General features: G+C 70.5%; 15 protein-coding genes. 4 read left to right on the top strand and 11 right to left on the bottom strand.

What is annotated here, in order from left to right; genetic code table 11:
* The 3 genes from ACFFNX_RS03920 to dnaK all read right to left on the bottom strand — a co-directional run.
* The coding region (locus tag ACFFNX_RS03920) for a DnaJ domain-containing protein (RefSeq protein ID WP_378195192.1) at positions 1-467 on the bottom strand (467 nt) is incomplete at its 3' end.
* Positions 451-1,038: a nucleotide exchange factor GrpE gene (locus ACFFNX_RS03915; protein ID WP_378195189.1), complete on the bottom strand. Its 588-nt coding sequence runs from the start codon at positions 1,036-1,038 to the stop codon at positions 451-453. The genes ACFFNX_RS03915 and ACFFNX_RS03920, both read right to left, overlap by 17 nt.
* A complete protein-coding gene (gene dnaK / locus ACFFNX_RS03910; protein ID WP_378195186.1) occupies positions 1,035-2,927 on the bottom strand; it encodes a molecular chaperone DnaK in 1,893 nt (630 codons plus the stop codon). The genes ACFFNX_RS03915 and dnaK overlap by 4 nt, the downstream gene beginning before the upstream one ends.
* Before the next feature lie 202 nt (positions 2,928-3,129).
* Here dnaK and ACFFNX_RS03905 point away from each other — a divergent pair, with 202 nt between their 5' ends.
* Together ACFFNX_RS03905 and ACFFNX_RS03900 are read left to right on the top strand one after the other, a co-directional pair.
* Entirely contained in the window at positions 3,130-3,561 is a 432-nt protein-coding gene (locus tag ACFFNX_RS03905; RefSeq protein WP_378195184.1) for a DUF2267 domain-containing protein, read from the top strand.
* Positions 3,562-3,858: 297 nt separating this feature from the next.
* Positions 3,859-4,230 carry a DUF2267 domain-containing protein gene (locus ACFFNX_RS03900; protein ID WP_378195181.1) on the top strand — a complete coding sequence of 124 codons (372 nt, stop codon included), beginning with the start codon at positions 3,859-3,861 and terminating at the stop codon, positions 4,228-4,230.
* Between the two features lie 15 nt (positions 4,231-4,245).
* Here the strand turns inward: ACFFNX_RS03900 and ACFFNX_RS03895 are convergent, their stop codons facing one another.
* Entirely contained in the window at positions 4,246-4,476 is a 231-nt protein-coding gene (locus ACFFNX_RS03895; RefSeq protein WP_378195178.1) for a hypothetical protein, read from the bottom strand.
* Positions 4,477-4,567: 91 nt separating this feature from the next.
* Positions 4,568-6,235: an aa3-type cytochrome oxidase subunit I gene (gene ctaD / locus ACFFNX_RS03890; RefSeq protein WP_378195175.1), complete on the bottom strand. Its 1,668-nt coding sequence runs from the start codon at positions 6,233-6,235 to the stop codon at positions 4,568-4,570.
* Between the two features lie 300 nt (positions 6,236-6,535).
* On the opposite strand from ctaD, the gene ACFFNX_RS03885 reads away from it, so the two are divergent.
* Entirely contained in the window at positions 6,536-7,462 is a 927-nt protein-coding gene (locus ACFFNX_RS03885; RefSeq protein ID WP_378195172.1) for a glucose-6-phosphate dehydrogenase assembly protein OpcA, read from the top strand.
* On the opposite strand, the gene ACFFNX_RS03880 is transcribed toward ACFFNX_RS03885, so the two are convergent.
* From ACFFNX_RS03880 to ACFFNX_RS03855, 6 genes are all read right to left on the bottom strand, one after another.
* Positions 7,459-7,881, bottom strand: a complete 423-nt coding sequence (locus ACFFNX_RS03880; protein ID WP_512699844.1) for a hypothetical protein — start codon at positions 7,879-7,881, stop codon at positions 7,459-7,461. The two genes, ACFFNX_RS03885 and ACFFNX_RS03880, sit on opposite strands and share 4 nt — an antisense overlap.
* 367 nt (positions 7,882-8,248) lie before the next feature.
* Complete coding sequence (locus ACFFNX_RS03875; protein ID WP_378195169.1) at positions 8,249-9,016, bottom strand: SDR family NAD(P)-dependent oxidoreductase; 768 nt, start codon at positions 9,014-9,016, stop codon at positions 8,249-8,251.
* Between the two features lie 142 nt (positions 9,017-9,158).
* A complete protein-coding gene (locus ACFFNX_RS03870; RefSeq protein ID WP_378195166.1) occupies positions 9,159-9,644 on the bottom strand; it encodes a cyclophilin-like fold protein in 486 nt (161 codons plus the stop codon).
* Positions 9,645-9,661: 17 nt separating this feature from the next.
* Positions 9,662-10,327 carry an SDR family NAD(P)-dependent oxidoreductase gene (locus ACFFNX_RS03865; protein ID WP_378195163.1) on the bottom strand — a complete coding sequence of 222 codons (666 nt, stop codon included), beginning with the start codon at positions 10,325-10,327 and terminating at the stop codon, positions 9,662-9,664.
* Positions 10,328-10,343: 16 nt separating this feature from the next.
* Positions 10,344-10,754: a (R)-mandelonitrile lyase gene (locus ACFFNX_RS03860; RefSeq protein WP_378195160.1), complete on the bottom strand. Its 411-nt coding sequence runs from the start codon at positions 10,752-10,754 to the stop codon at positions 10,344-10,346.
* Between the two features lie 32 nt (positions 10,755-10,786).
* A complete protein-coding gene (locus tag ACFFNX_RS03855; RefSeq protein ID WP_378195157.1) occupies positions 10,787-11,803 on the bottom strand; it encodes a zinc-dependent alcohol dehydrogenase family protein in 1,017 nt (338 codons plus the stop codon).
* A 213-nt stretch (positions 11,804-12,016) separates the two neighbouring features.
* Between ACFFNX_RS03855 and ACFFNX_RS03850 the strand changes: the two genes are divergently transcribed.
* On the top strand, positions 12,017-12,898 hold the full coding sequence (locus ACFFNX_RS03850) for a helix-turn-helix domain-containing protein (RefSeq protein ID WP_378195154.1): 882 nt from the start codon (positions 12,017-12,019) through the stop codon (positions 12,896-12,898).

The following is a 12,898-nucleotide window of genomic DNA, read 5'->3' as shown; positions in this document are numbered from 1 at the left end:
CGCGCGCCGTGGTAGGCGTCCGTGACCGACAGCTCGACCTGGGCCTCCTGGTCCGCGCCCGGCATCGGCCCCCAGCCGCCGCCGTACCGCGCCCGGCGGCCGCCCGCGCCGCGGCCGGCGAAGACGTCCCCGAACAGATCCTCGAAGTCGATCCCGCCGAACCCGCCACCGCCGGTTCCGGCTCCGGTACGGGTGCCGGCACGGGCGCGCGCCCAGGTCTCGGGATCGACGTCCTCGGGGACCCGGCGGAAGTCGGCGCCGAACGCGTCGTAGCGTTTGCGCTGCTCGGGGTCGGACAGCACCGAGTACGCCTCGGAGGCGTCCTTGAACCGCTCCTCGGCGTCGGGGGACTTGTTGACGTCGGGGTGGTACTGGCGGGCGAGCTTGCGGTAGGCGCGCTGGATCTCGTCCTGGCTCGCGGTCCGCGACACCCCGAGATCGGCGTAGAAGTCACGAGGCGGGGCCATCGGTCCGCCCCTTGGCGACCACCACCTGAGCCGGCCGCAGTTGCCGCGTTCCCTCGCCGTACCCCGGCAGCGTCACCGCGACCACGGTCCCCTCGGGCGCGTCGGTGTCCGCGAGGGTGCTCACCGCCTCGTGCCGGAACGGGTCGAACGGCACGCCGACGTCGTCCTGGCGGGGGTAGCCGAGGCGTGCGATGACGTCGCGGGCCTGGTCGAGGACGGCGCGGACGCCCTGGATGACGGCTCCGGGTTCGGTGTCGGCGTGTTCGAGGGCGCGTTCGAGGTTGTCCAGGAGGCAGCCACTGCGCGGCGGTACGGGCGCGTTCGGCGTCGCGTTCCTCGTCCAGGGCCCGGACGGTGCGTTTGCGGTAGTTGTCCAGGTCCGCCAGCGCCCGCCGCCACCGGTCCTCCAGCTCCGAGATCTTCGCCGCGGTGTCCTCTCCGGCGGCCTCGACCGGGCCCTGATCGGCCTCTTCGGCCGGTGCCCCGGCCTCGGCGGATGCCCCGCCGGGGTCCGGCGGCCAGGTGCGCGGCTCCCGCCCGGCCTCGCCGGTGCCGCCGCCCGCCGTCTCACTCATCGGTGGTGAACTCCGCGTCGATCACGTCTTCGCCGCCGGGCGATGGCCGTCCCGGTTCGCCGGGAGCACCCGGTCCTTCGGGCCCGCCGGCGGTGCCGATGGCGGACAGGCCGTGGTAGACCTGCTGGAGCTCGGTGGTCAGGGAACGGACCCGGTCGATCGGAGCCTCTTCCTTGATCGCTTGGCGGGCGTCGTTGATGAGCATCTGCGCCCGCGCCCGCTCGTGCTCGGGCACCCGCTCGCCGAACTCGCCCAGGCGCCGCTCGACCTGGTAGGCGACCGAGTCGAGGGTGTTGCGGGCGTCGATGGTCTCCTTGATCCGGGCGTCCTCGCTGCTGTGCGCCTCGGCGTCGTGGATCATCCGGTCGATCTCCGACGGATCCAGATTGGTGCTCTCACTGATCGTGATCGCCTGCTGGGCTCCGGTGTCCTTGTCCCGCGCCGAGACGTTCAAGATCCCGTTGGCGTCCACGTCGAAGGTCACCTCGATCTGCGGCTCTCCCCGTGGGGCCGGACGGATGTTCTCCAGCCGGAACCGGCCCAGCGTCCGGTTGTCCGCCGCACGCTCCCGCTCGCCCTGCAGCACCACCACGTCCACCGCCGTCTGGTTGTCCTCGGCGGTGGAGAAGGTCTCGCTGCGCCGCGCCGGGATCGTGGTGTTGCGGTCGATGGTCTTGGTCATCACCCCGCCCAGGGTCTCCAGGCCCAGCGACAGCGGCGTGACGTCCAGCAGCACGACGTTCTCGACCTCGCCCTTGAGCACCCCGGCCTGGATCGCCGCGCCGATCGCGACCACCTCGTCGGGGTTGACCGTCATGTTCGGCTCCTTGCCGCCGGTCAGCCGCCGTACCAGGGCCTGGACCGCCGGTATCCGCGTCGACCCGCCGACCAGGATCACCTCGTCGATGTCGTCGGCGGTGATCTTCGCGTCGCTCATCGCCTGCCGCATCGGGCCCTCGCACCGCGCCAGCTGGTCCGCGATCAACTGCTCGAACGTCGAGCGCATCAACGTGGTGTTCAGGTGCTTGGGTCCGGAGGCGTCCGCGGTGATGAACGGCAGGTTGATCGTCGTCTGCGTCACCGAGGACAGCTCGACCTTCGCCTTCTCGGCCGCCTCGAACAGCCGCTGCAACGCCTGCGGGTCGTCCCGCAGGTCGATCCCGGTGTCGCGCTTGAACTCCTCCGCCAGGTGGTCCACGATCCGGCGGTCGAAGTCGTCGCCGCCGAGGTGCCCGTCGCCGGACGTGGCCCGGACCTCCACCACGCCGTCCCCGACGTCGAGGATGCTCACGTCGAAGGTCCCGCCGCCCAGGTCGAACACCAGGACCGTCTCGTTGCCCTTCTTGTCCAGCCCGTAGGCCAGCGCGGCGGCGGTCGGCTCGTTGATGATCCGCAGCACCTCCAGCCCCGCGATCCGCCCCGCGTCCCTGGTGGCGTGCCGCTGGGCGTCGTTGAAGTACGCCGGGACCGTGATGACCGCCTCGGTCACCCGCTCGCCCAGGAACTTGCCCGCGTCATCGGCCAGCTTCCGCAGAACCAGCGCGGAGATCTCCTCCGGCGCGTACTGCTTGTCTCCCACCTGGAACCGCACCGCGCCGTCGGGCCCGGCGACGACGTCGAACGTCACCGCGTTCAGCTCACTGGACACCTCATCGAACCGACGCCCGATGAAGCGTTTGGCCGAATAGATCGTCCCCTTCGGATTCAGGATCGCCTGACGACGTGCCAGCTGCCCCACCAGCCGCTCGCCCTCGGGAGTGAACGCCACCACCGACGGCGTGGTCCGCGACCCCTCACTGTTCGGCACCACCGACGGATGGCCTTCGACCATCGCCGCGATCACCGAGTTCGTCGTCCCCAGATCGATCCCCGCCGCCTTCGGCATGACCCCTCCTCGCCCGAGGTGGACCCCTTTCGATACGACGCTGCTCGCCGTCGCTGCCGGCCGCATCCTCAACCTTGGTAGCGCTCGGACGACGAGGCCGTGATTCCCGTCCCGCCGTTCGTTTGCGCTGCGAGGGCCTGGGGGAGGGGCCCGTTATGGCGGTCTGGGGACGCGGTCGTAATCCCAAGGAACGGGGCACCGGATGACTCAGACGGGATATTCATCGTTCGACACCACGCTGCACAAGACGAATCGCATGTTGCGGCAGATCGAGGAATCCTGCGGCTGGCCGAAGGAGCGGCGGAACCAGTCCTACAACGCCCTGCGCGCGGTGCTGCACGCGGTGCGCGACCGCCTGACGGTCGACGAGGCGGCGCACTTCGCCGCCCAGCTGCCGATGCTGGTCCGGGGCCTCTACTACGACGGATGGCATCCGAGCGAGGTGCCCGTGAAGATGCATCGCGAGGAGTTCCTCGATCACATTCGCCGTGAGATGCCGCCGTACGAGGTGGAGGGCGGGGTCGAGAAGCTGGTGAGCTCGGTGACACAGGCGCTGCGGCTCTACGTCACCGACGGAGAGTGGGAGGGGATCAAGGCCGAGCTGCCCAAGGACCTGGCGGCGATGCTGCCCTGAGCACGGCGCGGACCCGCCCCGAGCACGGCGCGGACCCCGCCTCGCGGGGCCCGGCGGTATGGCGAGGCGCTGTGGACAACCCCGAAGGCCCTGGCGTACTACCCGGACTAGGGATGTCGCGCCGGGGCGTGGCGCATAGCGTCCGGCCGTGAGGGCCACTGACGTGTCGCCGCAGGAGAGTCGCACCGCGCCGCCCCCGCCGCCCGGCGGGGGCGGCGCGTCTCTGGGCCGCGGTCCGGGCCGCGTGCCGCGGCCGAAGGCGTACGCTCGCCGCTTCGTCGGCGGTCAGGAGGTGGCATGGAGTACTCCGGATTCCTCCAGATCACGCAGAGCGAGGCCGGCGGAGACTCCGAGGAGACCGAACGTGCCGTTCGGGCGGTCCTGACGACGCTGGCCGAACGCCTCTCCCGCGACGAGGCGCGTGACCTCCTCCAGCGGCTGCCCGTGGAGATCAGGCCCTGGCTGCACACCGAGCGTTCCGCCGAGCGCTTCGACGTCGGGGAGTTCCTGCGCCGCGTCGCCGAGCGCGAGGGCGTGGACCTCGAGTCCGCCGAACGCGACGCCCGCGCCGTCTTCGCCGCCCTCCGTGAGGCGGTGGGCCACGATGAGTACGCGGATCTGACCGTCCGGTTCCCGCCGGACTACGGCGTCCTGCTGCCCCGGCCCTGACTCCCGGCGGTCACGTCACATGCGCCGGCGGAGGAACTCCTTGCCCTGCTCCGCGCCCTTGCGGCTCTCGGCCTGGGCGCGGCGGAACAGATCGGCCAGTTCCGTGTCGCCCGCCCGGTCGGCGTCGGCGATGTAGGTCTCCAGCCTCAGCGCGTTCTTCAGGCACGTCTCGGTGAACCAGAGCAGGTTGTAGTCCTTGTCCGCGGTTCCGGTGATCTGCCCGGTCTCCTCGTTACGTACGGTCATGAGCGCCCCCTGTCGGCCGTTCGCGTTCCGCCATGAATACTGCTCAACTACCCGGCTTGACCTGGGCATATGTCGGATCCGAAGGGCGGCCTCACCCCTCGCCGGACAGGTCGCCGCCGGCCGGCAGCGGCGTGTGCGGATAGTGCAGGTCGAACGCCGGCCGGTCGGACCGGATCCGGGGGATCTCGCGGAAGTTGTGGCGCGGCGGCGGGGACGAGGTGGCCCACTCCAGCGAGTTGCCGTACCCCCAGGGGTCGTCGGCCATGATCTTCGGTGAGTGCCGGGCGGCCCAGTAGACGTTGTAGATGAACACCAGCGTGGACAGGCCGAGCAGGAAGGCGCCCGCGCTGGAGACGGCGTTCAGCGCCGTGAACGGCCTCCAGTAGTCGGGCACGCGCCGTTGCATGCCCTCCGCGCCGAGCCAGTGCTGGACGAGGAACGTCGTGTGGAAGCCGACGAACAGCAGCCAAAAGTGGATCTTGCCGAGCCGGTCGTTCAGCATCCGCCCCGTCATCTTCGGCCACCAGAAGTAGAACCCGGCGAACATGGCGAACACCACGGTGCCGAACAGCACGTAGTGGAAGTGCCCGACGACGAAGTAGCTGTCGGTGACGTGGAAGTCCAGCGGAGGCGAGGCGAGGAGCACCCCGGTCAGCCCGCCGAACAGGAAGGTCACGAGGAACCCGATCGACCACAGCATCGGCGACTCGAACGACAGATGCCCGCGCCACATCGTGCCGGTCCAGTTGAAGAACTTCACCCCCGTCGGGATCGCGATCAGGAACGACATGAAGGAGAAGAAGGGCAGCAGCACCTGGCCGGTGGCGAACATGTGGTGCGCCCACACCGTGGCCGACAGACCCGTGATCGCGATGGTCGCGCCGACCATGCCGACGTAGCCGAACAGCGGTTTGCGGCTGAACACCGGAATGATCTCGGTGATGATCCCGAAGAACGGCAGCGCGACGATGTAGACCTCGGGATGGCCGAAGAACCAGAACAGGTGCTGCCAGATCATCGCCCCGTTCGACTTGGCCTCGAACACGCGCGCGCCGAGCTTGCGGTCGGCCTCCAGGACGAGCAACGCCGCGGTCAGCACGGGGAAGGCCAGGAGCACCAGGACGCCGGTGAACAGGATGTTCCACGTGAAGATCGGCATCCGGAACATCGTCATCCCCGGCGCGCGCATGGTGACGATGGTCGTCATGAAGTTGACCGAGGTCAGGATCGTGCCCAGGCCGGAGAGCACCAGCCCCATGATCCACAGGTCCCCGCCCACGCCGGGGGAGTGGGTCTTGTCGCTGAGCGGCGTGTAGGCGGTCCAGCCGAAGCTCGCCGGGCCGTTCGGGTCGAACATCGACGCGAGCACCATGAGCCCGCCGAACAGGAACAGCCAGTAGCCGAGGGCGTTCATCCGCGGGAAGGCGACGTCGGGCGCCCCGATCTGCAGCGGCACCAGGAAGTTGGCGAAGCCGCCGAACAGCGGGGTCGCGAACAGCAGCAGCATGAGCGTGCCGTGCAGCGTGAACAGGCTGTTGTACCGCTCCTCGGTGACGAACTGCAGGCCCGGCGCGGCGAGCTCGGCCCGGATGATCATCGCCAGCAGGCCGGCGATGAGGAAGAAGCCGAACGCCGTCGTCAGGTACAGATAGCCGATCACCTTGTGATCGGTCGTGCTGAGCACGGAGACGACGCGTCCACCGCGGGCAGGCCGGGGCCGCTCCGGAGCGGTCGGTGGTGTACGCCCCGTAAGTACCATGACGGGTCTCCAGTACCGTCCGGCATCGCCACCCCCAGCCGTTCCCTCTGGGCGCGGCGGCCAACCCCGCCCCGCCGTCCCAGGTCGGAGCCTCGCGTCCGGGGGGCGGCTTGCCCAGGTTTTTACCCCGCACCCTTGATCCGGCGGAGCCGAAGAGGTCCGCTGGAAGAGGACGTGCATCACGCCCCGTGTCCCGGTCCGGCACCCGTACGGCCGGGGGAACACCATGGACGACGGGCGTCGGCGCGAGGCCGATCGCCCGGCCCGCGCACTCGCACCGGCGCCCGGGAGGTACGGATCATGATCATCGATCTGGTGGGCACGACGACCGGCAAGATCGAAGAGGCGCTCATCGCCGTACGTCACCGGGTGGGCGGTCCGGCGTGCGGCAAGGTGCTGACACTCGTGATCGTCACCGACGAGGTGGGCCAGTACGACGCGCTGCGATGCTCGGCCGAAGCGTCGCAGGACAGCCCCAGCCGGATCCTCGCCGTCATCCGGCGCAGCGGCGAGGAGCCCCGGCTGGACGCGGAGGTCCACGCCGGTGACACCGGCCCCGGCGAGACCGTCCTGATGCGGATGTACGGGTCGCTGGCCCAGCATGCCGAGTCGGCCGTGCTGCCGCTGCTGCTGCCCGACACGCCGGTCATCACATGGTGGCCGGGTGAGGCCCCGAGCCGCCCCGGCGACGAGCCCCTCGGCGACCTCGCCCAGCGGCGCATCACCGACGTCACCGGCAACGCCGACCCCCTCGAGGCGCTGACCCGGCTGGCGCTGGCCTACCGGCCCGGCGACACCGACCTGTCCTGGACCCGGCTCACACCGTGGCGCTCGCTGCTGGCCAGCGGGCTGGACAAGCCCTACGGGGCCATCACGGGGGTCTCGGTGGAGGCCGTGCTCGGCAACCCCAGCGCCGTGCTCCTCGCCTCCTGGCTGTCCGAGCGGCTGGCGGTACCGGCCGAGGTGGGCTGGTCCAACGGGCCGGGCGTGACGTCGGTCGCGCTGGAGACGACGTCCGGACGCCTCTGCGTGACACGCCCGGACGGGCGGGTGGCGACCCTCAGCCGCCCCGGCCAGCCCGACCGGCAGGTGGGGCTGCACCGGCGACCGAAGGCCGAGCTGATCGCGGAGGAACTGCTCCGGCTCGAACCCGACGAGATCTACCGCGAGGCCCTCCTGGGCTGGCCACAGAACGTCTCCCTCCGCGTCCCCGCCGGCGCGTCCTAGAACGGCGGCCGTAGATCGTGATCTTGTCGTCGCCTGCTGAGGCGGAACGCGTCCGAGAAATCCTCCGGCATGGCCAGCAGCCCGAATTCACCGGTCACGGACGCGAACTCCTTGCCCGTGACGTGCCGCCACCCCGCCTCACCGAGCCGGTAGAAGGCCTCGCTGTGCGATTTAGCAGGCGAATACGCCCTCCCACGCCTGGCCGCTTCCCGCTGGAGACGGACGACCACCATCGCCCACCAGCAGTGCGGATGCTTGAAAGCCTGGGGGTCGAGCTCCTCAAGCCCTGCGGCGATCTCCGCCCGGGGCGAGTGCATGCATGCACCCAGCCGGCGAACGAACTCGGCGAGGGCCTCCAGCGTGGTGTTCACGACCTCGAACTGGGGCTTTTCGTCGGCATCTCTCAAAGAGAGGAGCACGACGACCCCGTCATTCGCGTCTTCTCTGCACTACGTCAACCAGCCGATGACTGAATCCGCCGTGGAGGCTGAGATTTCCGCTCGCTGGCCGGGATGACAGCGGGTATTCAGGCTGGTCAGCGGGTGCGGCGTCGGCGCAGTCCGAGTCCTATCGCGATCACCCCGATGACGGCGGCGGTGATGGTGAGGAAGGTCCCCCACCCGGTGCCGGTGGTCGTAGTGGGTGTGGGTGTCTGTGGGATTGGGACCGTGCCGGTGGATCGTGTGGTCGCCGGGGTCGGGGATGCGCCGGCGGTGGTGAGGGTGAAGTGGAGCATGCGCAGGAGCTGGACGAGGACGACGAGGGGGAGGCGTGAGCAGGGTCTGACTATTGGGCGGTGTAGCCGCCGTCGACGGGCAGCGCGATGCCGGTGACGTAGCTGGCGCCGCCGCTGCACAGCCACAGGACGGCCTGGGCGATCTCGTCGGCGGTGCCGAGGCGGTCGATGGCCTGACCGGTTTCGGCCTGGGCGCGGTCGAGTTCGCCGCCGTCGATCATGGCGTCGACCATGGGGGTGGCGATGGTGCCGGGGCAGACGGCGTTGATGCGCACGCCGCGGGCGCCGTATTCGAGGGCGGCGCTCTTGGTCAGGCCGATCACACCGTGCTTGGTGGCGTGGTAGGCGGCGCGGCCGGGATTGCCGACGAGGCCGCCGAGGGAGGAGCAGTTGACGATGGCGCCGTGGCCCTGGGCGCGCATGTGGCGCAATTCGTGCTTCATGGCGACCCAGATGCCGCGTAGGTTGATGTTCTGGACGCGGTCGAACTGCTCGGCGCTCTCGTCGGCGGCATCGGTGGGCGGGGGCATGATTCCGGCGTTGTTGTAGGCCATGTCGAGCCGTCCGAACTCCTCGACGGTGCGGTCGACGGCCGCAGCGACCTGGTCCTCGTCGGTGACGTTGCAGACCAGCGCGAGGACCTGGTGGCCGTCGTCGGCGAGCTGCTTGGCCGCGGCGTGAACGGCGTCCTCGTTGATGTCGGCGAGGTCGACGGCGGCGCCGGCTTCGGCGAAGGCGCGGGCGGTGGCCAGGCCCATGCCGGAGGAGGCGCCGGTGACGAAGGCGACCTGGCCTGTGAAGTCGTAGGCGGGGTTCATGTCGTTGTTCTCTCGTGCGAGGTGAGGGGCAGAGGCGGACGGCGGGGCGTCCGTGGCCAGCGGACACAGGTACCTGCTCGGCGCCGTGTGGGGCCGGGTCGGTGTGCTGGTTGTGGGCCGGGACGGTCGCCGGGGGCGGGCGTCAGGAAGCGGATTCGATGGTGATGCGGGTCGCCCGGCCGAGCTGGTCGGCATGGACGTTGAGGTGGCCGAGGATGAGCAGGTCGGCGGAGGGGGCGGGCCCGTCCTGGTAGAAGAGGGCGAGGTTGCCCCAGGGCGCGTAGTAGGCGATGTCGCCGACCTGGGCCGCGGCCGGTTCCGGGGCGCGGTCGGTTGTCAGCCTGCGCGGCAGGTCGGCAACGCGCTCGGTGCTGTGGAAGTCGGTGAGGTCCAGGGTGAGCGGCAGCAGCTCCGCGAAGTCGCGCGCGGCTGGGCTGTCCTTCAAGGTGGCGCCGACGGGTTGGCCGTCGAGGGTGACCTGGATGCCCATGGGTGCGCTCCTCTCGGAGGGGGATGACGTGGCGGCGGGAGGGTTGTCCTGGGTGTCGCTGGAGCAGGCGGTCACGGTGAGCAGAAGGGCGGCGGCCGGAGCGGCGCGGGCCAGCGCGCAGCGGACGGTGGGGTACATGGGGGTCCCTGGGGTGGTCAGGTGGGCATGGGCTCGGCGTAGTACCGGAAGCCGTCGCGCCCTGTGTGGATGGCGTACAGGCGTTCGGCCAGCCCGTCAGGGCTGGCGTGCTCGGCGTCCGGGCGGATCGCGCCGGGAATGATCAGCTGGGCGGCGTGAATGTTCTCCGGCGCGAGGGCGTCGTGGAGCATCGCCGCGTAGGCGCTCTCGGCGGCGAACGCGATCGAGGTGCCGGCCACCTTGGGGTTCGGGCGCACGGCGCTGCCGCCGTTGACGAACAGCAGCGTGCCGCGGCCCAACTCCCGCATCCCGGGCAGGACAGCGTTCACACAGGTGACCGGTCCCTTGACGGAGAAGACCAGCGGGTCGTCCAGGTCGGTGGCGGTCGTCTCCAGCACCGGCTTCATGAAGTCGCCCCGCGGCACGGGGCTGAACTGGAGGATCTCGACGGGCCCGAGCGTGTCGGCGGTATCCCGCAGGGCCGTGGTGAGGGAGCCGGGATCGAGGACGTCGGCGGTGAAGCCGCGGGCCTGGATGTTGTCCCGGGCCAGCTCGGCGACCAGGTCTTTCTGATGCTCGGCGCTGCGGGAGATGAGGGCGACCGAGTGGCCGGCGGTGCCGAAGCGGCGGGCGGCGGCCAGTCCCAGGCCGGGGCCGGCGCCGATGAGGGCGAAGGTGGTCACGGTGTTCCTCTCCGGTTCAGGCGGTGGCCGGGGCGGCAGCGTACTCGGCGTCGGAGACGGGCGCGCCCCAGTGCACGACGTCGTGGGTGTCGTCGCCTTCGTTGATGGCGAGGTGGACCATCAGGCGGTTCGGGGCGGCGCCATGCCAGTGCTCCTCGTCGGCCTCGAACAGGACGCGGTCGCCGGGCCGGATGACTTCCACCGGTCCGCCGCGGCGCTGGCACAGGCCGACCCCCTCGGTGACGAACACGGTCTGGCCGAGCGGGTGGCGGTGCCAGTGCGTGCGGGCGCCGGGCATGAAGTGCACCAAGGACGCGGTGACGCGAGAGGGGGCCGGGGCGGCGGCGACCGGGTCGATGTAGACGTCGCCGGTGAACCAGTCGGCCGGGCCCTTGGCGGTGTCGAGCGAGCTGCGGGTGATCTGCACGAAGTGCTCCTTTGCGGGGGAGGGCCGGCGGGTCAGGGCTGGAGGAGGGTCTTGATGGCGCGGCGCTCGTCCATGGCCTTGTAGCCCTCGGCGACCTGGTCCAGGGACAGGGTGAGGTCGAAGACCTGGCCCGGGTCGATCCGGCGGGTCAGGACGCGCTCGATCAGGTCGGGGAGGTAGTGGCGTACGGGGGCGGGACCGCCGCGCAAACCGACGTGGGAGAAGAACAGCTCCTGCCCGTCGACGGCGACGTCGTGCGGGACGCCGACGAAGCCGACGTTGCCGCCGGGCCGGGCCGAGTGCAGTGCCTGGAGCATCGACTCGCCGGTGCCGACGCACTCCAGCACGGAGTCGGCTCCGATCCCGCCGGTGAGCTCCTTGATCCGCTCCACGCCCTCCTCGCCGCGCTCGGCGACGATGTCGGTGGCGCCGAACGCGCGTGCGAGCTCCTGCCGGGACGCGTGGCGGGACATGGCGATGATCCGCTCCGCGCCCAGTTCCTTCGCCGCGATCACCGCGCACAGGCCGACCGCGCCGTCGCCGACCACCACAGCCGTCGACCCGGGCTTCACCTCGGCGGCGTCCGCCGCCCACCAGCCGGTGCCCATCACGTCGGAGACGGCCAGCAGCCCCGGCCACAGGCTCTCGTCCGGCACGTCCTTGGTGGCGACGAGGGTGCCCTGGGCGTTGGGGATGCGCACGTACTCGGCCTGACAGGTCGACATGAACTCGCGGTGCAGGCAGTTCGACTGGAAGCCGTTAGCGCAGTTCGCGCAGGTGTTGTCGGAGGTCGCAAACGAGCCGACGACGAACTGGCCCGGTCTCACCGCGGTGACGGCCGAGCCGACCTCCTCCACGAAGCCGACGTACTCGTGGCCCATCGGGTGCGGGTCACCGACCGGCTCAGCGCCGCGGTAGGGCCACAGGTCCGAGCCGCACACACAGGTCACGGCCATGCGGATGACCGCGTCGGTCGGATAAATGATCTTCGGGTCGTCCACGGTCTCGAACCGGACATCGCCGGGAGCGTGAATCACTGCGCCGCGCATGAGAGGGGTCCTTTACGTGCCGGGCGTGCGGCCACCGGAAGGCCCGGGACCGCCGCCGTGTACGGAGACGGGGTGCACGCCAGCCGTGACGGGCCGGGCGGAGAGCACCACGTCATCCAGGGAACCCCGTGCTGGCGCCCGGAGCGAGGCACCATCAAGGGGTGTACCGGCAGTACATCCCTATGGCCGCGTGCGGGACGTACCGTCGAAGGCGTGGACAACCAGGAAGAGGTCCGCGAGTTCCTCACCTCGCGGCGCGCGAAGATCAGCCCCGAGCAGGCGGGCCTGCCCGCCGGCTCCCGTCGGCGGGTGCCCGGCCTGCGCCGCAGCGAAGTCGCCGCGCTCGCCGATGTGAGCGTGGAGTACTACGCCAAGCTGGAGCGCGGCAATCTCGCCGGCGCCTCCCCGGCGGTCCTCGAAGCCGTCGCCCGCGCTCTGAATCTCGACGATGCCGAATGCGCTCACCTGCTCAACCTGGCCCAGGCCGCCGACGGCTCCGACGCCCTCACCCGGCCCCGCCGCCGCACCAGCCGCACGTGGACGCCGCACCGGAGCCTGCAGTGGACCCTGGACGCGGTCACCGCCGGGCCGGCGTTCGTCCGCAACGGCCGCATGGACGTCCTCGCCGCCAACCCGCTCTTCGAAACGTTCTACAGCGACCTCTACGCCACCCGCGGCAACCAGCAGAACCTGGCCCGCTTCACCTTCCTCGACCCCGCCGCACGCCGCTTCTACCCGGACTGGAACACTTTCGCCGACATCACCGTCGCCATCGTCCGTACCGAAGCCGGCCGTAACCCGCACGACAAGGACCTGCACGACCTCGTCGGTGAGCTGTCCACCCGCAGCGACGAGTTCCGCACCCGGTGGGGCGCCCACAACGTCCGCCTCCACAGCACCGGCACCAAGCACTTCCACCACCACACCGTCGGCGACCTCATCCTCGCCTTCGAGGGCCTGGACCTCACCGCCGAACCCGGCCTCACCCTCACCATCTACACCGCCGAACCCGGCTCAGCTTCCGAAGAGGGCCTGCGTCTTCTCGCCTCCTGGGCCGCCACGCCCCAGACCCACACAGCCCACCCCATCGAATGA

Source organism: Actinoallomurus acaciae, assembly GCF_042429965.1.
Taxonomy (GTDB): Bacteria; Actinomycetota; Actinomycetes; order Streptosporangiales; family Streptosporangiaceae; genus Actinoallomurus; species Actinoallomurus acaciae.
The sequence above is the reverse complement of the archived record's forward strand: the minus strand, read 5'-3'. Positions and strand labels throughout refer to the sequence as shown.